Origin of the sequence: Curtobacterium sp. PhB170, assembly GCF_003752345.1 — a bacterium.
GTDB lineage: Bacteria > Actinomycetota > Actinomycetes > Actinomycetales > Microbacteriaceae > Curtobacterium.
This window is the reverse complement of the sequence record NZ_RJUM01000008.1, coordinates 200,496-219,120: the sequence shown is the minus strand read 5'-3', so window position 1 is coordinate 219,120 and position 18,625 is coordinate 200,496. Positions and strand designations below refer to the sequence as shown.

16 protein-coding genes are annotated in these 18,625 nt (G+C 72.4%); 8 read left to right on the top strand and 8 right to left on the bottom strand.

The genetic code is table 11. From position 1 onward, the window contains the following. Positions 1-51: 51 nt before the first annotated feature. Positions 52-699: a TrmH family RNA methyltransferase gene (locus EDF40_RS01590; RefSeq protein ID WP_123340079.1), complete on the bottom strand. Its 648-nt coding sequence runs from the start codon at positions 697-699 to the stop codon at positions 52-54. A 74-nt stretch (positions 700-773) separates the two neighbouring features. After that, complete coding sequence (locus EDF40_RS01585; RefSeq protein WP_123340078.1) at positions 774-1,478, bottom strand: TetR/AcrR family transcriptional regulator C-terminal domain-containing protein; 705 nt, start codon at positions 1,476-1,478, stop codon at positions 774-776. Positions 1,479-1,661: 183 nt separating this feature from the next. Here EDF40_RS01585 and EDF40_RS01580 point away from each other — a divergent pair, with 183 nt between their 5' ends. After that, entirely contained in the window at positions 1,662-2,459 is a 798-nt protein-coding gene (locus EDF40_RS01580; RefSeq protein ID WP_123310397.1) for an HAD-IIA family hydrolase, read from the top strand. A gap of 2 nt (positions 2,460-2,461) precedes the next feature. Further along, the gene (locus EDF40_RS01575) at positions 2,462-3,274 is read left to right on the top strand and encodes a methyltransferase domain-containing protein (RefSeq protein WP_123340077.1); all 813 of its coding nucleotides are present in this window, start codon (positions 2,462-2,464) and stop codon (positions 3,272-3,274) included. Between the two features lie 15 nt (positions 3,275-3,289). On the opposite strand, the gene EDF40_RS01570 is transcribed toward EDF40_RS01575, so the two are convergent. From EDF40_RS01570 to EDF40_RS01560, 3 genes are all read right to left on the bottom strand, one after another. After that, positions 3,290-4,174 carry a L,D-transpeptidase family protein gene (locus EDF40_RS01570; protein ID WP_123340076.1) on the bottom strand — a complete coding sequence of 295 codons (885 nt, stop codon included), beginning with the start codon at positions 4,172-4,174 and terminating at the stop codon, positions 3,290-3,292. Between the two features lie 143 nt (positions 4,175-4,317). After that, a complete protein-coding gene (locus tag EDF40_RS01565) occupies positions 4,318-6,153 on the bottom strand; it encodes a phosphatase PAP2 family protein (RefSeq protein WP_123340075.1) in 1,836 nt (611 codons plus the stop codon). A gap of 102 nt (positions 6,154-6,255) precedes the next feature. Beyond that, entirely contained in the window at positions 6,256-7,146 is an 891-nt protein-coding gene (locus tag EDF40_RS01560) for a CPBP family intramembrane glutamic endopeptidase (RefSeq protein ID WP_185002644.1), read from the bottom strand. Positions 7,147-7,183: 37 nt separating this feature from the next. Between EDF40_RS01560 and EDF40_RS01555 the strand changes: the two genes are divergently transcribed. Next, on the top strand, positions 7,184-7,873 hold the full coding sequence (locus EDF40_RS01555) for a metal-dependent transcriptional regulator (protein WP_123340073.1): 690 nt from the start codon (positions 7,184-7,186) through the stop codon (positions 7,871-7,873). A gap of 217 nt (positions 7,874-8,090) precedes the next feature. On the opposite strand, the gene EDF40_RS01550 is transcribed toward EDF40_RS01555, so the two are convergent. Then, a complete protein-coding gene (locus EDF40_RS01550; protein WP_123340072.1) occupies positions 8,091-8,735 on the bottom strand; it encodes a HEAT repeat domain-containing protein in 645 nt (214 codons plus the stop codon). A gap of 111 nt (positions 8,736-8,846) precedes the next feature. On the opposite strand from EDF40_RS01550, the gene EDF40_RS01545 reads away from it, so the two are divergent. Next, positions 8,847-9,800: an aldo/keto reductase gene (locus tag EDF40_RS01545; protein ID WP_123340071.1), complete on the top strand. Its 954-nt coding sequence runs from the start codon at positions 8,847-8,849 to the stop codon at positions 9,798-9,800. Between the two features lie 212 nt (positions 9,801-10,012). Here EDF40_RS01545 and EDF40_RS18790 read toward each other — a convergent pair whose 3' ends face one another. Together EDF40_RS18790 and pyrE are read right to left on the bottom strand one after the other, a co-directional pair. Further along, positions 10,013-12,271 (bottom strand): septum formation family protein, encoded by a 2,259-nt coding sequence (locus EDF40_RS18790; protein ID WP_148053849.1) that lies wholly within the window; start codon positions 12,269-12,271, stop codon positions 10,013-10,015. Then, positions 12,268-12,819: an orotate phosphoribosyltransferase gene (gene pyrE / locus EDF40_RS01530; protein WP_071404348.1), complete on the bottom strand. Its 552-nt coding sequence runs from the start codon at positions 12,817-12,819 to the stop codon at positions 12,268-12,270. The genes EDF40_RS18790 and pyrE overlap by 4 nt, the downstream gene beginning before the upstream one ends. 86 nt (positions 12,820-12,905) lie before the next feature. Here pyrE and EDF40_RS01525 point away from each other — a divergent pair, with 86 nt between their 5' ends. The 4 genes from EDF40_RS01525 (at position 12,906) to EDF40_RS01510 (ending at position 18,616) form a co-directional block, all read left to right on the top strand. Continuing rightward, positions 12,906-14,573 (top strand): hypothetical protein, encoded by a 1,668-nt coding sequence (locus tag EDF40_RS01525; protein ID WP_148053848.1) that lies wholly within the window; start codon positions 12,906-12,908, stop codon positions 14,571-14,573. A 64-nt stretch (positions 14,574-14,637) separates the two neighbouring features. Then, positions 14,638-15,981: a M23 family metallopeptidase gene (locus tag EDF40_RS01520; protein ID WP_148053847.1), complete on the top strand. Its 1,344-nt coding sequence runs from the start codon at positions 14,638-14,640 to the stop codon at positions 15,979-15,981. 143 nt (positions 15,982-16,124) lie between these two features. Beyond that, positions 16,125-17,948, top strand: coding sequence for an alpha/beta hydrolase (locus tag EDF40_RS01515; protein WP_123340066.1), 1,824 nt, complete (start codon positions 16,125-16,127; stop codon positions 17,946-17,948). A gap of 89 nt (positions 17,949-18,037) precedes the next feature. Beyond that, a complete protein-coding gene (locus EDF40_RS01510) occupies positions 18,038-18,616 on the top strand; it encodes a hypothetical protein (RefSeq protein ID WP_148053846.1) in 579 nt (192 codons plus the stop codon). Positions 18,617-18,625: the final 9 nt, after the last annotated feature.

Genomic DNA, 18,625 nt, shown 5'->3' with positions numbered 1-18,625 from the left:
CTTCGTGAGCAGAAATGGTCGGGTCCAGGGCCCGTACCCGACCATTTCTGCTCACGAAGTCGCGTCGGCAGGCGCCGCGTGCTGCACGATCCACGAGTGCATGACGATCGCAGCCGCGGCCGAGGCGTTGATGCTCCGCGTCGACCCGAACTGCGTGATCTCCAGGTGCCCGGACGCGCCGGCCACCGCTTCGTCGGTGAGCCCGGGGCCCTCTTGACCGAACAGGAACACGCAGCGCTCCGGGATCGCCGCGGTCTCGATGCGCTCGGCACCGGGGGTGTTGTCGATCGCGATCACCGGGCGCTGCTCCTCGGCCATCGCGACCAGGAACGCCTGCACGTCGGGGTGGTACCGGACGTGCTGGTACCGGTCGGTCACCATCGCACCGCGCTTGTTCCAGCGCCGCCGCCCGATGATGTGGACCGTGCCGGCCAGGAACGCGTTGGCGCTCCGCACGATCGACCCGATGTTGAGGTCGTGCTGCCAGTTCTCGATCGCCACGTCGAACGCGTGCCGGCGGGTGTCGAGCTCGGCGACGATGGCGTCCATCGACCAGTACCGGAAGTGGTCGAGCACGTTCCGTGAGTCCCCTGCCGCCAGCAGCTCCGGGTCGAGCCGCGGGTCGTCCGGCCAGGGTTCCGGGTGTGGGCCGACGCCGTTCGTCGTCAGTTCGTGCGACGGTTCGGGCGCAGTGGTCACCGCACCAGCGTACGGCCGGGCACGGGGAACCAGGTCCCGGTCACAGCGGCGCCGGGGCCAGGCGACGCGGGGGGTCAGGCGCCGCGGGCGACGCGCGACTCGATCCCCGCGATGAGGACGTCGAGCCCGAGCGCGAAGCGTGCGTCGTACGAGTGCTCCCCCAGGAGCTCCCCGACGAGCGCATGCCGCTCGGGGCGTCCGGCCTCGGCGTCGCCCCGCCCGATCTCCACCGAGGTGTGCCCGACCACGAAGTCGTACACGACGAAGAACGCGTACATCGCCTCGGCATCGGGCAGCCCGGCAGAGCGGAGCGCCCCGACGACCTTCGCCACGACGGCGTCGGACTCGGTGGACACCAGGGCACCGCGCCGGCTGTGCGACTCGAGCACCAGGGGGTGGGTGCGCATCAGGTCGCGGAACGTCGTCGCGAAGGTGCGCACCACCGCGTGCCACTCGTCCGGCCAGACGAAGGTGGCGGTGAACTCGTCGACGGTGCGACGGACGAGTTCACCGTGCAGGTCGTCGAGGCCGCCGATGGTCCGGTGCACGGTCATCGGCGCGACGCCGAGCCGCACCCCGAGCGCACGGAACGACAGGCGGTCGAGGCCGTCCTCGTTCGCGATCGCCGTCGCGGCGTCGATCACCTGCTCGCGGCTCAGCACGTTGGGCCGTCCGCGTCGCCGCCGCGGCGTCGCCTCGACCAGATCGGGAGCCGCTTCCAGGTCCGGCACCGCAGCGGGGCGGGGCGTGGCGGTCGGGGATCCGGGTTCGACGAGCACGGCGGGTTCTCCTTGATTCGGTACGTGTCCCGAAAAGCCTAGGGCAAAGCCGAGTGGCGTTCGGTGACTCGACCATCTCGGGTCCGGAGCCGACGCGCAAGAGCCGATCCGTGCCTCCCGGCCTTCTCCGAGCCGACACCGAGCCGGGCCGGCCCCGTCGGCCGTGCGCAGTAGGGTGAGGCCATGGCGACCCGCGACGACGTCGAGTGCTGGCTGACCGACATGGACGGCGTGCTCGTCCACGAGAACCAGGCCCTCCCCGGTGCCCCCGAGCTCATCCAGCAGTGGCTCGACGAGGGCACCGAGTTCCTCGTCCTGACGAACAACTCGATCTTCACGCCGCGTGACCTCAGCGCGCGGCTCCGCTGGTCCGGCATCCACGTCCCCGAGGAGCGCATCTGGACGAGCGCCCTCGCCACGGCCGACTTCTGCAAGTCCCAGATGCCCGGCGGCTCCGCGTTCGTCATCGGCGAGGCCGGCATGACGACCGCCCTGCACGAAGCCGGGTTCATCATGACCGAGACCGCCCCCGACTACGTCGTCGTCGGCGAGACCCGCAACTACTCGTTCGAGGCGATCACCAAGGCCGTCCGCCTGATCCGCGACGGCGCCCGCTTCATCGTCACGAACCCCGACGCCACCGGCCCGTCGGCCGAGGGCGTCCTGCCCGCCACGGGCGCGATCGCCGCCATGATCGAGAAGGCGACGGGCAAGCAGCCCTACGTGGTCGGCAAGCCGAACCCGATGATGTTCCGCTCGGCGATGAACCGCATCGGCGCGCACTCCGAGAACACCGGCATGATCGGCGACCGGATGGACACCGACGTGCAGGCCGGTATCGAGGCGGGGCTGCACACCGTCCTCGTGATGACGGGCATCAGCGACCAGGCCGAGATCGACCGCTACCCGTTCCGTCCGAGCGAGGTCATCTCCGGCGTGCACGAGCTCGTGCGCACCGCCCCCTTCGAGGTCGAGCTGTAGCGATGCGCTGGGACCCGTCGCGGTACGCCGCGTTCGCGGACGACCGCGGGCGTCCGTTCCACGACCTGGTCGCGCAGGTCGCGTGGTCGGCGGACGATGGACGGGAGGCCCCGCGTCGCGTCGTCGACCTGGGCTGCGGTCCCGGGGCCCTCACCGCCACGCTGGCAGCGCGGTGGCGTTCGTCGCCGGTGGTCGGGATCGACAGCTCGGCGGAGATGCTCGCGTCGGCTGCGGCCGACCCCGCGCTGGCGGGCCTGCCGAACCTGTCGTTCGAGCTCGGTGCGATCGAGGACTGGACGCCCGGGCCGACCGACGACGTCGTCGTGACGAACGCGGCGCTGCAGTGGGTGCCGTCGCACGTGGCGCTGCTGCCGCGGTGGCTCGACGCGATGCCGTCCGGGTCGTGGTTCGCGATGCAGGTGCCGGGCAACTTCGGGTCGCCGTCGCACGCGCTGATGCGGTCGATCGGGGCCTCCGGGCCGTGGGCCTCCGCGCTCGACGGCGTCCTGCGCGAGGACCCGGTGCTCGACCCCGCCGGCTACCTCGGCATCATGCTCGACGCCGGGTTCGCGGCCCGAGCGTGGGAGACGACCTACGCGCAGCTGCTGCCGGGCGAGGATCCGGTGCTCGACTGGGTGCGCGGCACCGGGCTGCGACCGGCACTGGCTGCCCTCGACGCCGTCGACCCGAGCGGTGCACTGACGGCGGAGTACGTCGAGCGCTACCGGGCGGCACTGCGCGAGGCGTACCCGGCGAGCGCCCACGGCACGGTGTACCCGTTCCGTCGGGTCTTCGCCGTCGGCCGCAAGCCCTGAGGCGTCAGCGGCGGGTCACTCGACGGTGACGAGGGTGCCGAGCGGCAGTGCGTTGACCGCGGCGACGGCATCGGCGTCGAGCCGGACGCAGCCGTGCGACACCGTGCCCGAGGTCGTGGCGTTCCAGTGCAGGCCGATCAGCCCGCCGTCGTGGCCACCGTACGGCTCGTCGGCGGCGCCCGAGTGCAACGACGTGAGCTGGATCGGGTGGTCCCCCGTGCCCTGGGCCGGGTCGACGTAGCGCTGCTCGAGGTACCCGGTCACGTCCGTCGGCGTCGGGGTGTCCGCCGTGCCGACTCCGGCGTCGAAGCGCTGCAGGGTCGTGCCGGCTGCGTTCACGACGGACACGGTCTGGTCGGTCGTCGAGATCACGATCCGGGAGCGCGGTGTCGCCGTCTCCCGGAGCGCGCGGACCGGCACCCACGCGGCGGTCTGCGCGGCGGCGCCGGTGGTCCCCGCGGCTGACGGCAGCTGCTGGCGAGCAGGGGTGAGGACGAGCTCCCAGTCGCCGTCGCGTTCGACCCCGACGACGGTGGTCGGTTGCCGCAGGAAGTCCTGCGCGGCGAGACGGGCGACCGGGCGGTCGCGGTGGGCACCGAACAGGGGTGCGTCCGCGGGCAGGTGGAACACGGTGTCCGACCGCACAGTGCGGTCGAAGGGCATCAGGCCGGCGATGACGGCGGAGTACTGCGCTTCCGGCAGCTTCGCGACCGCGGCGGCGTCGACGTGCGGGACCGCGGGCGCGGCCGTGGCCGGTGCCGTGGCCGGGGTCGTGGCCGGGGTCGTCACCGGTGCGGCGGCGGTGCGGTCGCTGCCGAGGAGCGCGGTCATGACGAACCCGGCCGCAGCGAGCACGGCGAGGGTGGCACCGGCGGTGGTCCAGATGGTGCGCGTGCGCATGACGTGGCTCCGAGGAAGGTGGCGAGCGGGGAGGAGTGGAGAGCGGAGAAGGGGGAGGGCGAGGGGGTGGAGAGCGGTGGGGGCCGGTGCCCGCGGGGTGAGGGCACCGGCCGGTCGCATCGGTGGTGCGGTGGTGCGAGGGGTCAGCCGCTGACGACCGGCAGGTGGATGCCGGTGCCGCCCGTGGTCGCGCCGGGGTCGGTCGCCACGCCGGTGCCCGTCCCGCCCGTGCCCGTCCCGCCGGTGCCGGCTCCCGTTCCCGTCCCGCCGGTCGCCGCCGCCGGGGTGACGGTGATGGCGAGTGGTGCGGCCAGCACCGAGTCGCCCGTGCTGGCGACCAGGTCGACCGTGTGCGCACCGGTGGCGGTGCCGACCGGGATCGTCACGGTGCCGGCGACCGTGCCGTCGGCGGCGACGGTCAGGGTGCCCACCGTGACGGGGTCGGAGTGCAGGACGACGGACAGCGTCGCACCGGCGGTGAAGCCCGTGCCGGCCAGCGCCAGCTTCGACCCGGCTGCGACCGACGATCCGTGCGGCGCGGTGAGGACACCGGTCAGCACCCGCGCGGTGCCGCCGGTCGACAAGACCTCCACGGCACCGTCGGAGGCGACCGACACGGTCGCGCTCGTCGCGGCGGCGAGGTCGAGTCGCTCCCACGAGCCGTTCGCCGTGCCGGTCTGGTCGAGCGGGTAGCCCGAGTCGATCTCCGTCTGGGCGAGCACCGACGTGCGCTGGGCGTCCGTCAGCGTCGGGAACGTGGTGCGGAGCAGGTTCTCCGCGCCGGCGGGGACGGAGGGCGCCTGGCCGGCGGTCCCGGTCTTCGCGAAGCCGTAGGTCATGCGCTCCTGGTAGACCCGCACGGCCGAGGCACGGTCGGTGACGATCTGGGCGGTGCCGCCGGGGATCGCCTTCCCGCCGTAGGGGTTGTCCGTGTAGGGCTTCTCCTTGGCGATGCACTTCGCCAGGGTGTCACCGCACTGCTGCTCGAGGTACCGCACGAGCTCGGCGCGAGCGGGCTCGAGCACGTCGGTGCGGTACTGGGTGTCGGACCAGCGGGCTGCGAGGGCGGCTTCGCCGTCGATGCGCCCACCCATGATGTCGAGCGGGTAGTGCACGCCGAGGACGATGCGGTCGTTGCCGTTCTCCGACGTGCGGGCGAGGATCTCCGGCGCGAGCTCGGGGACGAGCGTCGCCAGGGTGATGCCGGCCTGGTACGCGGTGGTGGTGTGTCCGCTGGGGTACGAGCCGCCCGTGCAGATGCCCGCGGTGCCGTAGCCGGCGTCGAGGACGACGTCGTTCGGCGAGAACTCGTGCGTGGTGTCCGTGGCGACCGGGACGCGGGTGATGTCGAGCGTGCCGTCGGCCGAGGCCCACGCCTTGCCGGCGCGGTTGGCGGAGACCGACGAGGCGTTCACCGTCGCGGGGGCGCAGCCGGTCTGGTCGTCGGTCGCGGGGAGCGTCGCGGTGGTGGTCGCGGGCAGGTAGGGGCGCGGGTAGCTGTAGTGGGCCTTCGCGGTCCCGGTGCTCACGTACGCGCCGGTGCTGCCGTTCGAGCTGTTGATGACCGCGCTCGTCAACGGCAGGGCGCCGTCGAGCCGGCCCTGCACGTACGCCTTCTCGAGCACGTCGCCGAGCCCCTGGGCGACCGTGGAGGACTGGTCGTAGGCGGTGTTCGTGGCGTTCTGGTACTCGGAGTCCTGCAGCGCGGTGAACTGCTGCGCCGCGGTGGCGTTCTGGTTGATCCACGAGGTCAGCTGGTCGTTCTTCGCCAGCGTGGCCGGGTCTACGACGGTGCCGTGCAGGTCGTTGGCGCCGCTCGACGTCCAGAACTGGTCGTACCCGCTCAGCAGCGAGACGAGGTCGGGCTTGGCGGAGTCGCTCGGGTACGTCGTGGCCGCCTGGGCGACGAGGGGTGTCCCGAGCACGAGTGCGGTCGCGGCGACGGCGACGGTCACCCCGCGGACAGCGGTTCTGCGCATGTGTGGTGGCCGCTCGGGGACCGAGCGGCGCTCCTCTCTTGGTACCGACTTGGAATCACCACGACGGTAAGGAGAGGCGGTTGCCAGCGCGCGAACGGGGGTCTACCGCGAGGTGAACCGGACCGCAGGCTGTGCGGGTTCGAAGCCACGGGCCTCCAGGGCGAACGCCGCCATCGGCGGCACCGAACGCCAGCGCTTCGCCAGGCGACGCGGACGGTCGTCGCGCCACGCGACCATGCCGCCCGCGACGATCCCGAACGCCAGCACCAGGAACGAGAACAGGCCGATCAGCCCGAGGCCCACGAGCCGACCGGTGTCCGACGGATCGGCGGTCGCGGAGTACCCGATCGACCCGAAGTCCCAGAACGCGTGCAGCAGCACCGGCACGAGCAGTGACCCGGTCACCCGGCGAGCGACGTAGAGCGTGGAGCCGAACGACGCCGCGAACACGACCTGGACCAGCGTCGGTCCGATGCCGGCCCCGGCGAGCGCGTTGAGCAGGTGCAGCAGCCCGAACAGCACGCACGACAGCGCCCACACGCCGAACTCGGGCACCCGGCGCCGGAGCCCGACCAGCAGCGTGCCCCGGGCCATCAGCTCCTCGAACACCCCGACGAACAGCACCCCGACGGTGAGCAGCAGGAAGTAGCGCACGGGCAACGCTGCCCAGTCGATGAACGGCAGGCGCACCACGCACACCACCAGGACCAGAGCCGGAGCCAGTGCCGACCAGCGCAGCGGTGTCCGGGTGCGGTCGACGGTCGCGATCCGCCACCATCCGAGTCCCGTGACGACCACGGCGAGTGCGACGGCGGCGATGCCCTCGGGGACGACCAGGGACCGGACGACGCTGTCCACCGTCTGGCCGAGGGTCGGGTAGTCGTCGCTCGGGCGCGACCGCCACGCACTGATCGCCGCGAACACCACGAGCGGCGCGAGGCCGACGAGCAGCGAGGGCGGGACCGGCCAGCGGCGGCGACGGGGTTGGTGCACGTCCCGGTTGTACCAGTGCAGCCGTACGATTGGCGGTATGCGCCTGCCCTCGTTGTCGACCATGGCCGAGGACTACGTCAAGCTCATCTGGAAGGCCGGGGAGCGCGGCGGCGCCGGACTGGCCACGCGGGACATCGCGGCGACGCTGAAGGTGTCGGCCTCGACGGTGTCCGGCAACCTCAAGAAGCTCGACCGCGACGGCCTCATCGAGCACACCCCGTACTACGGCGTCGTGCTCACCCCCCTCGGGCACCAGGTCGCCGTGGCGATGGTCCGACGGCACCGGCTGATCGAGTCGTTCCTGGTGTCCCGCCTCGGCTACACCTGGGACGAGGTCCACACCGAGGCCGAGGCGCTCGAGCACGCGGTGTCGGAGCGGTTCCTCGACCGGGTCGACGCCGACCTCGGGCACCCGACGCACGACCCGCACGGCGACCCGATCCCCGCCGCGGACGGCACCGTGCCCGCGACGCTCGGCACGCTGCTCGGTGCGATCGAGCCCGGTGCGTGCGGCACCGTCGACCGGGTGTCGGACGACGACCCCTCGCTGCTGCGGTACTTCGACGAGCTCGGGGTCGGCCTCGGCACCCACCTGCGGGTCGAGCGGGTGCGGGACTACGCCGGCGTCATCGCGGTCTCCCGACGTGGGGCCGACGGCGCCGAGGCGCTCGTCGACCTGCCCGCCGCCGCCGCGACCGCGATCTGGCTGGCCCCCGACGCCGACTGATGCGCGCGGGCGGGCGGGCCCGTTGAGGTTCCGAAATCTCGGAGCCTCAGCGCGCTCAGGGGCCCTCCGTGGAACCTCGGCGACGAACCGACGGCATGTCGTGGAACCTCACGCGAGCCCGGCAGCCGACCCCAGCCCAGCCAGCGACGGACGGGAGGCCCGTGGCGGCGTCGCCACGGGCCTCCCGTCCGTCAGCTGGTGACGTCCACGGCCGCACTCACCCCTTGGCGGACCGGGTCCGGCCGAGCGCCACCTCGCGCCGAGCCCGCTCGAGAGCGAGCGCGGACGCAGCGTCCGGGTCGTGCAACAGCCGCTCCGTGTCGGCGACGTGGTCCCGCACGGCACCGGAGCCGCGCTCGGCAGCTGCCGCGAGCACCGGCGCCACCGTCTCCTCACCCAACCCGACCAGTGCCCGCGACAGGCTGAGCCGCCGTTCGCGCGGACCGACCCCGAGCTGCACCGCCAACGTCCGGGCCAGGTCGGCTCGCTCGTCGTCCGGCACGAGCGCGACGGCGGTCCGCCAGGCCGCGCGGAGCACTTCGTCGTCGTGGTCCGCGAGCAGCGGGCGCACCGCCGGCCAGGCCGACAGGTCGCCGACCTTCGACAGCGTGTGCAGCGCCTGGCTGCGGGCCTGCGGCTCGGAACGGGTGAGCGACGGGACCACCCGCGCGACGACGTCGGCCGACGGGTGCCGGGTCAGCGCCCAGGTGAGCATGTCGCGGACGAAGAAGTCCGGCTCGACGGCGCACTGCTCGACGAGCACGTCGAGGTCGGCCGCCTCCGGGGTGGTCCCGGCGGCCATCACGGCCTGCAGCCGCACCGAGGAACGAGGGTCGGCGAGGGCTTCGGTGAGTGCGGTCATGGGTCCATGCAACCCGCTGCCACCGGGGCCGTGTCAAGCCTCGGGGCATAGCCTCGGCCGAGGAGCGGTTCGCATCGAGGACCGCTCGCCCGACCACGAAAGGACCCCCGTATGCCCCGCATCGGTACCAGCGACCTCCACGTGTTCCCCCTCGCCCTCGGCGGCAACGTCTTCGGGTGGACGGCGGACGAGTCGACCTCCCACCAGGTCCTCGACGCCTACACCGCGGCGGGCGGCGACTTCATCGACACCGCCGACGTGTACTCCGCGTGGGCTCCCGGCAACGAGGGCGGCGAGTCCGAGCGGGTGATCGGTTCGTGGCTCGCGGCCTCGGGCAAGCGTGACGACGTCGTCATCGCCACGAAGGGCTCGCAGCACCCGCAGTTCCAGGGCCTCGGCGCGGACACCGTCGCCGCTGCCGCCCGTGCCAGCCTGCAGCGCCTCGGCACCGACCGGATCGACCTGTACTACGCGCACTTCGACGACCAGTCGACCCCGCTCGAGGAGACCGTCCGCGCCTTCGACCAGCTCGTGATGGACGGCATCGTCCGCTACACCGCGATCTCGAACTACTCGAAGGACCGTGCAGAGGAGTGGATCCGCATCGCGACCGAGAACGGCCTCGCGCAGCCGGTCGCGATCCAGCCGCACTACAACCTCGTCACCCGCGAGCCCTACGAGTCCGAGATCGCGCCGCTCGCCCACGCGCACGGTCTCGGCGTCGTGCCGTACTTCGCACTCGCCGCCGGGTTCCTGACCGGCAAGTACCGCTCGAAGGAGGACTTCGCCGGCAAGGACCGCGAGGGCCAGGTCTCCGGCTACTTCAACGACGAGGGACTCGCCGTGGTCGACGCCCTGTCCGCCATCGCCGAGGCCCGCGACACCGAGCTCGCGACCGTCGCCCTGGCGTGGCTGCAGGCGCAGCCGGACGTCGTCGCGCCGATCGCCAGCGCCCGCAACACCGAGCAGCTGCCGGCGCTGCTGGCCTCGGCGGAGCTCGAGCTCAGCGCCGACGAGCTGCAGACCCTGTCCGACGTGTCGGCGAAGGTCCCCGCGGCCGCCTGACCCGCGCATACCTCGACCCCGAACGACATCCCCGACGTCGCACGACGTCGGGGATGTCGTTCGTTGCGCACGCGGGCATCACCGGCGCGCAACGAGCGACGAGATCGATGTCGTACGACGTCGACGGTGTCGTTCCACGTCGACCGCCCCACCAGCCCGCCGCAGCCGCCGCCCGCCACCAGCCGCCAGCCGCCAGCCGCCCGCCGCCAGCCCTACGCCCCCGGCGCCAACGACGCCGTGAGCTCCTGCCCCGACGACCGCGTCACGAAGCACGAGATGAACCGGTCGCCCTGGTCCCACGTCGCCTGGTCCGGCGCGTACGACCCCTGCACCTGCACGTCCCCGACGGCCGCAGCCGCCGAGGCGTTCAGCGCCGCGTCCGACTGACACTGGTCGGCCGCTTGCGTCGCGAGGGCCTCGGCCCCCGGGTAGGCATCCCCGTCCACGGCGATCCGTGCGGTGAGCTGCCCGATGTGCGGCGTCGCGCAGTCGACGACCGTGAAGCTCTGCGCCCAGGCGTTGGTGAACGGCGACAGGCACTCCCCGCCGGCCAGGTCGGTCCAGGCGTGCTCGCCCGGCAGCGCGGGCGTGGTGGCGAACTGGAGCGTGGCAGCCGGAGCAGCGGCCTCGTCCGAGGGAGCGGCAGACGCCGCAGCCGAGGGAGTCGCCGGAGCCGACGACGCTGCCGCCGGTGACTTCGTCGGCGCGATCTCCTGGTCGGAGATGTTGTTGCCGAGGATCCACTTCGACAGCAGGAACACCAGGACGATGAGCACGACGATCAGGGCGATCGAGCCGTAGACGAGCAGCTGCTTGCCGCGCTTGCCCTCGCTCCGCAGGCGCGCCGCCCCCTGGTTGATGAAGTTGTCGCGCTCGACCGGCTGGCCGGACGGAGCGGGAGCAGGCGACGACGCACCGGCACCGGCACCGGCAGCGGCAGCGGCAGCGGCAGCGGCAGCCGACGGCACCGCGGCCGTCGGCATCATCCGCGTCCCGGTGTCCTCCGGGTCGTACCCCGTGCCGCCGAGCTGCCCGACGGCCTCGGTGCCGAACAGGTCCTTGATCGCACTCGTGTCGCTGGTCTCGCGGCCGTCCCACTCGGACTGGTCCAAGTCGTCCGGCGCAGCGGCCGGCAACGCCGTGGGCTGCGCCCCCGTGTCGTCCCCGCGCAGGCCGAGCACGGCGTCCAGGTCGTGCCCCACCGCAGGCGGCAGGTGCGCTGGGGACGCGGGCGACGCAGCGGGTTCGACGAGCGGCGGAGCAGCGGCGGCCGGCAGCGCGGTGGTCGCCGCGTCCTCCGGGAGGCCCGTCCCCGACTCCGCCCCGTCACCGGCGGCGGGCTCCGGACGCACGTCCAGTGCCTCGGTCGGCGCCGCAGGAACAGGAACAGCAGGAGGGACAGCGGCAGCGGGTGGGACGACGGCCGGCGGGACGGCAGCCGGTACCGCCGGGGGCACCGGGAACGTCCGCGGCGCCTGCGGCACCCCGTCGACCGGGGTGTCGACCTCGCCGGAGACGACCTCGGCGTCGGCATCGGCATCGGCATCGGCATCGGCATCGGCATCGGCATCGGCATCGGCATCGTCCGCCAACGACCACGAACCGCCGTCACCGAACGCCGTCGTGTCGAACGAGTCGCCGGTCAGGGTCGTCGGGACCTCGCCGGTCTCGTCGTCGCGGATGGCCCAGTCGAACGGCCGGTCCGGTCCGGCGCCCTGCGTGGGCACGGGCCCCGTGCCGGTGGTCCGGAGCAGGTCGGTGAAGCTCGGCGGCTCCTCGGACGGGGGCAGCACGTTCTCGACGCCGAGCGGCTGGTGTGCCACGGGCCCGGTGGGCGGGACGGCTGCGCCGGAGCCGGTGGCACGGCCGAGCCAGTCGACGTCGGCACGGCCCTCGCCGAACGGGTCGACGCGGCGACGTTCGTCCTCGATGGCCTGCGACGCCGCGGCGCGTTCGTCGCGGTGGGTCTGCGCGGTCGGGAGCACGATCGACGAGGGGTGCGGCGCGGTGGGGTTCGGCGGCACGACGGCGGCCGGCGGGATGCGGTCGTGCAGGGTGGAGCGCTCGTGCTCGGCGGCGGCGTCCGGGTTCTCCGACGGTGCCGACAGCTGCTCGGGCATCGAAATCGCCTGCGTCGCGCCGTCGTCCAGCACCGGAGCGGTCGGAGCAGGCACAGCCGGTGCGGAGGTTTCGGCCTCGGACGCCGACGCCTCGAACGGCTCCGGCAGCGGTGCGCCCGTCTCGCGAGCGGTGCGCTCGGCCTCGCGGCGCTCCCGTCGCGAGGGCCAGTCCTCCTCGCCCCGCGGGGCGCCGAAGATGTCCGCGGCGCTGCGGAGACCGTGGAACGGAGCGTCCGGGTCGGACGCGCGCCGGGCCTCCTGGCCGTCCACCCCGTCGGCACCGTCGGCCGCCGCTGCGGGACCGGCTGTGTCCTCGGGGTCGCGCGCGTCGTCCGGACGCTCCCCGCTCACGCGGTCAGCCCCAGATCAGCCAACCCGATGGCCGCGAAGTAGGGGTACCCGGCTGCCTCGATGGTCTCCTTGGCGCCGGTGTCGCGGTCGACGACGACCGCGACGGCGGCGATGATCGCGCCCTCACGCTCGAGCGCTTCGGCCGCCTTGAGCGGCGAGCCGCCCGTGGTGGAGGTGTCCTCGAGCACGACGACGCGCTTGCCCTTGAGGTCCGGGCCCTCGACCTGCTTGCCGCGGCCGTGGTCCTTGGGCTCCTTGCGCACGACGAAGGCGTCGTAGGTCAGGCCCTGTGCGGCGGCCTGGTGCAGCACGGCGCTGGCGATGGGGTCGGCGCCCATGGTGAGTCCGCCGACGGCCGAGACGTCCGGCACCTGCTGCACGAGCTCGGTCATGACCTGACCGATCAGCGGCGCGACCCGGTGGTCCAGGCTGACCTTCCGCAGGTCGATGTAGTACGTCGCCTTCTTCCCGCTGGTCAGGGTGAAGTCGCCGTGGAACACCGCTTCGGAGGAGATGTACTGGATCAACTGTTCGCGCGCGTCGGTCACAGCGCACAAGGGTAGCCGGTCGGACTCGCAGCGCGCTGCCCCGTCCTGTGGGGTCGTCCCGAGCAGCCCTCGGTACGCTCCGGGACATGCCCCGAGCACCGCGTCGCTCCGCCGTGGCGCCGGCTCCGTCCGGCGGCCGTCGGTCCGGCGGCGTGGCCGGGGCGATCGGACGGGAGGCCCTGGGCGCCCTGGTCGCGCTGGCCCTGGCCGTCATCGCCCTCCGCCACGTCGTCGCCACCGAGCGGGTCGCCTTGCTCTGGTACGACGGCGACTCGGTGCTGCTGCCCCTGGTGCACCGGTCGATGCAGCTCGGGCAGCCGTTCGAGTGGGCGATGTCCCCGGCGCTGTTCTTCTTCCCCGAGTTGCCGGTCTACCTGCTCTGCGCCCTCGTCACGGGTACCCCGCAGCAGGCCCTGGCGCTGAACGGGGTGCTCGTCCTGCTGGCCGTGTACGCGCTGGTGCGGGCTGCCGCGAACGAGCTCATGCCGTCGGCCGGACGAGCGGCCCGCATCACGGTGTCGGCGGTGAGCGTGGCGTTCGTGACCCTGCTGGTGCTGACGGAGTCGTCGGGCACCGCGACGTCGCTCGAGCTGGCGTCCCTGCTGCTCACCACGACGTACTACTACGGCGTGGTGCTGGCGATGCTCGGCACCGCGGTGCTCGTGCTCCGCGCCGTGCGGCTCGGGCGGGCGTCCGTCGTCGTGCTCGTGGTGCTCGGGCTGGTGGCGCTCTGCACGACCGCGTCGAACCCGCTGTACGTGCCGTGGTCCGCCGCACCCGTCGTCGTCACGCTCGTGCTGCTGGCGGTGCTGCGCCGGGTGCCGTGGCGTCCCGCGCTGCTGCTGTCCGGCACCGTGACGGTCGGGTCGCTGCTCGGGTACCTGGTGCGGATCCCGCTGCAGCCCTTCGTGTCGCTCGACCCGTCCACCTACGTCCAGCCGTCGCGCGCCGTGGAGACCCTGCAGTTCTTCGCGGCGCTGACCGACGTGCGGGCCGGCACGGCCGCGGGCGACGCCGGGCTGTTCCTGATGTTCGTCGGGGTGCTCGTCACCGTCGGCGGCACGGTGTGGGCCTGGCGGGTCCGGACCGCGCGCACCGTGCTCGTCGCGACCGTGTTGCCCCTGGTGACCGTGGTCGCGGCGTCGATCGGGGTCGTGCTCGTCGGGTCGGAGACGCCGCGGTACCTCGAACCCGTCGTCACCGCACCGCTGCTGGCCCTCGTCGCGGTGGCCGAACTCACGCGCACCGCGGTCCGCCGCACCCGCGTGCACCGGCCGTTCCGCGGGGTCCGGGCCACCGTCGCGATCGCCGCCGTCGCGGTCCTCGCCGCCGGGGTCGCCACCGCACCGAGCACCGCGCACGCCGTCGCCACGGCCCGGTACAGCCCGTCGTCCTGCCTGGACCGCTGGGCGGACGGACGGTCGGTCACCGGGGTCGGGCAGTTCTGGACGGTGCGGCCGCTCGCCACCTACTCCGCGACGAACGTGCAGCTGCTGCAGGTCCGCGACACCTTCGACACGTACCCGTGGCTCGTCGACCTCGGGGCCTACCGTGACGCCGACCCGACGTTCGTGGTGGTCGGGTCCCACGACCTGTGGACCACCGCGGTCGAGGACTCCCTCGGTGCCCCGGCGACGATCACGCACTGCACGGGGTTCGACGTCTACGACTACGCGGGGACCTCCGGCGCGGACGTCCTCCGGCGCGACGTGGTCGGCAGCGCGGACGAGATCCGTCAGGAGCGCGGGTTCTAGGAGTTGTCCACAGCGGCGCGTCGGCGTCCGATCTTCTCTGTACGGATGTATAGGCTCGTGGTCGATGTCTCGCCCCACCAGCCACCGCACCCCTCGTGCCTCCGTGCGCCTCCGCCTCGCCGTCACCGGACTGGCACTCGCGGGCCTCGTCGGCACGGTCGTCGTCGATGCACCCACTGCCCAGGCGGTGACCTACCCCACGTGGGACGAGGTCAAGAACGCCCGCGGCAAGGAATCGGCGAAGCAGGGGCAGATCACCGAGATCAAGGGCATCATCAGCGACCTCGACGCCAAGGTCGAGGCAGCACAGGCGAAGGCGCAGGAGCTCGGCGACGTCTTCTTCAAGGCCCAGGCCGTTTCGCAGGAGAAGGCGGAGGAAGAGCAGCAGCTCCGCGCGAAGGCGGACGAGCACGCGAAGGTCGCCGAGCAGAGCGCCGCGCAGGCCGGCCAGTTCGCCGCGCAGATGGCCCGCTCCGGCGGCGCCGACGTCACGACCTCGGTGCTCACCAAGGGCGAGGACGCCCGCGACCTGCTCTACGACCTCGGTGCGCTGAGCAAGCTGTCCGAACAGGCCGACCGTGTGCAGGCCGCCGCGGCCGTCGACGCCGGCGTCACTCGTTCGCTCGAGGCCCAGGCCGACCGCGCTGCTGGGGAGCTCGAGCGGCTCGCCGCGAAGGCCGAGGCCCGCATGCAGGAAGCCCAGGCTGCGTCCGATGCCGTGCAGACCGCCTACGACGAGCAGCAGTCGAACAAGGCCCGTCTCGACGCCCAGCTCGCGACCCTGGTCTCCGGCCGCGTCCGGACCGAGGCCGAGTTCGCCAAGGGCGAGCAGATCCGCAAGGCGGCGGAAGCCAAGGCTGCGCGCGAGGCCGAAGCCCGTGCGGCACGAGCCCTCGCAGCCGCAGCGGCAGCCAACGCCGGCAGCGGATCGTCCGGCGGTGGTGGCGGCTCCGGCAGCAGCGGCTCGGGCACTGGCGGCTCCGCCGGCTCGGGCGGCGGCCAGGGCTGGGTCCGCCCGGCCAGAGGCTACGTGATCAGCCCGTACGGCTACCGCGTGCACCCGATCACCGGGATCGTCACCAAGCACGACGGCACCGACCTCGCCAGCGGCTGCTCGACGCCCATCGTCGCGGCGTCCGCCGGCACCATCGACTACGTCGGCTGGTACGGCGGCTACGGCAACTACGTCCGCATCAACCACGGCAACGGCGTGAAGACGGCCTACGGTCACATCGTCAACGGTGGGTTCCGGGTCAGCCCGGGACAGCAGGTCTCGGCGGGGCAGCTCATCGCCCTCGTCGGTTCGACCGGCGCCTCCACCGGGTGCCACAGCCACGTCGAGGTGCACATCAACGGCGCCACGACCGACCCGGTGCCGTTCATGTCCGCGCGGGGCGTCGCCTTCTAGTCCCTCCGATCGCACACCAAACCGCCGTCCGCTCCCCGCGGGCGGCGGTTTGCTGTTCTCCACAGTCGCGTCCGTGCAATTTCACACTGCACAGCTGAAATGCTACGTTTCCCCCATCGGTCAGTTCGGATGGTGGGGGGACGATGGGGATCGAGTTCGACGACGCAGCGGCATCGCGGTTGGTCGACTGCGCGGCGGAGGTGGCGATGACCCTGCGTGCCAGCGCCGCACCGCGCCGGAGCAATGCCGAGGCTGCGCTGCTCGATTTCGACGGTGCATACGCACGCCTGTTCGAGGCCGCACGGCTGACGGAGTCGACCGACCGCATCCGGCTCGCGAAGGGGCTCGAGGCGATGGTCGACCAGCTTCGGATCGCCCAGCGGCAAGCGGACGAGGAACGGCAGCGCCTGGCCGACCTGGCTTCGTGGCGGCAGCGCGAGGCCGACCGTGAGCTCGTGCGCACCGCTGGCGGCGTGCCGATGCAGCCCGTACTCGACTGGAGCAGTGCGGTCTTCGACCCGAAGCCGTCGAGCACACCGAAGCGCCCGTCCCCGGTGTCCGCGACCTTCAGCGCCCAAGCCCGCCAGCGCACCGGCGGTGGTCGCTCCGGCGGACGCAGCAGTGCTGATCCGTCCAGGCTGCGGCAGTTCAGCGCGACCGCCCGAGCACAGGACGCCTCGACGGAACAGGACCTGGTCCGGGTGCGCAACGCCTGGACCGCGTTCACGAGCCGCTGCAACTGGGTCCCCATCGACGGTGCCACGCTGCCGGGCGGGTTCGGCGACTACCTCGCCGAGAACGCCGAGGACGCGTCCTCGGTCGACCGGATCGCAGACGCCTTCAGCGCTGCCGGCGGGGGCTCCCTGGCGAACACCGCGCTCGACGCTGCCGCGGCGTCGACACTCCCGTCAGGGCTGCAGCGGCTGCTCGATCCCTGCCTGACACCGGCAGAGGTCGCAGCGGCCTGGGCCGCGCTCGGCTTCACCGACGCCGACGTCCGCGCGCTGCCGCTGGCGACGCAGCTGCAGTTCGCGGGACTCGACGGGGTCCCGGCGGCGCAACGCGACATCGCATCTCGCGCAGTCCTCTCCGCAGCCGCGCGGGATCCGGAGCGGCTGTACCGGCTGATGGGGTTGGCGTACACCTACGGGGCGGTCAGCCTCGACGAGTTCCGAGAGCAGGTCATCGCGCTCCGTGACGGACTGCGGGACGCCGACGACTTGGCTCGGGGTATCCGGAAACCATCAACGGCCGTGGCGCAGCTCGTCGGGTTCGGCGTCTCGAACGGGGCGCTCGTCGCCGCCGTCGCGCTCGGCGACCTGGACACGGCGTCGAACGTGACCGTCAACGTGCCGGGTGCGATGACCACGCTCGACAGCATGGGTGAGAAGGTCCGCGCCGCCAACGAGCTCCTCTTCGCGGCTGGGCAGAGAGGATCCGCGGAAGACTCCTTCGCGGTCGTGTCCTGGCTCGGGTACCGCGCCCCAGGTGTCATCGAGGTCCCGCGCCAGGACCGTGCGTACGCTGGCGGGGCGAACCTCGCGTCGTTCCTCGACGGCATCCACGACAGCCGCGGCACAGCGCCGCGATCTGTCACGGTCCTCGGGCACTCGTACGGCTCCACCACGGCGGCCGAGGCACTCGCGCAGAACCGGCACCGCGTGGACTCGTTCGTCACGTACGGATCGGTCGGGTTCGCCGACACCACGAGACCTGAGCACTTGAACGTCGATCGGGTCTACGCCACCGAAGGCGCCAACGACCACACCGCGATCCTCGGCCGGATCGGGCGCAGCGATCCCCGCGATCTGCCCGACGTGGACACGTTCAGTGCGGGATCCGCCCGGGGCACGAAAGCGGTCACCGGCCACGACATGTACCCAGAAGCCGGGGGTGTCGGCTACTTGTCCCCCGATGCGACTTCACAGCGGACGATCGCGAAGATCATCGCCACCGGGAAGCCATGATGAACACCATGCAATCGATGTTCCGCACCATCACGACGGCAGTCCTCTCCCTGGGACTGCTGACTGGGTGCGCAGCAGGAGGAGACCAGATGCCCACCGACGCAGCCGGCCTGACCCAGGACGACGTCGCGGAGATGTCCCTGCACCAAGAGTTCGACGCCTTCCGCGACCACTACGAACACATGCAACGACTCCTCGAAGATGCGCAGCTGCAGGTCCACGACGGCGAATGGGAGTGGGCTGGCGGCGACGACCTGCCGCTGATCGGAGGGGACGGCGTCGCCCCACTGCCGGGCGCGGACACGAAGAACAGCTACTACGTGCGCAGCGGACGACTCTGGTCACCGCCCGGCGCCACAGGCGATCAGCAACCGATGATCGACTACTTCACCGACCAGGGCTGGACCATCGGGCAACGCGACATCACCGGCGACCACGAGCTCTGGGGGTACACCGGCGGCGGCTGGCAACTCATCTACACCGCTCAGGAAAACGGCCGCTACACCCTCGAGGTCTACAGCGAACTGTTCTGGACCAACGACGGCCACAAGCTCCGACGAGCCGTCGCCGGCCGTTCCCTGGCCGACTTCCCCGACCAGTCGCTCCCCGGCGTCCACCCCGCCTTTCCTTCGTGGGAGGACCCGATCATCAACCCACCCAAGATCTGACACTGCAGA

Coding starts and splice junctions, on each gene's coding strand:
- EDF40_RS01555 (WP_123340073.1), top strand. CDS start 7,184: ATGCGCCTGCCCTCGTTGTCGACCATGGCCGAGGACTACGTCAAGCTC.
- EDF40_RS01565 (WP_123340075.1), bottom strand. CDS start 6,153: ATGCGCAGAACCGCTGTCCGCGGGGTGACCGTCGCCGTCGCCGCGACC.
- EDF40_RS01510 (WP_148053846.1), top strand. CDS start 18,038: ATGCCCACCGACGCAGCCGGCCTGACCCAGGACGACGTCGCGGAGATG.
- EDF40_RS01525 (WP_148053848.1), top strand. CDS start 12,906: ATGCCCCGAGCACCGCGTCGCTCCGCCGTGGCGCCGGCTCCGTCCGGC.
- EDF40_RS01550 (WP_123340072.1), bottom strand. CDS start 8,735: ATGACCGCACTCACCGAAGCCCTCGCCGACCCTCGTTCCTCGGTGCGG.
- EDF40_RS01570 (WP_123340076.1), bottom strand. CDS start 4,174: ATGCGCACGCGCACCATCTGGACCACCGCCGGTGCCACCCTCGCCGTG.
- EDF40_RS01520 (WP_148053847.1), top strand. CDS start 14,638: ATGTCTCGCCCCACCAGCCACCGCACCCCTCGTGCCTCCGTGCGCCTC.
- EDF40_RS01515 (WP_123340066.1), top strand. CDS start 16,125: ATGGGGATCGAGTTCGACGACGCAGCGGCATCGCGGTTGGTCGACTGC.
- EDF40_RS01580 (WP_123310397.1), top strand. CDS start 1,662: ATGGCGACCCGCGACGACGTCGAGTGCTGGCTGACCGACATGGACGGC.
- EDF40_RS01575 (WP_123340077.1), top strand. CDS start 2,462: ATGCGCTGGGACCCGTCGCGGTACGCCGCGTTCGCGGACGACCGCGGG.
- EDF40_RS01545 (WP_123340071.1), top strand. CDS start 8,847: ATGCCCCGCATCGGTACCAGCGACCTCCACGTGTTCCCCCTCGCCCTC.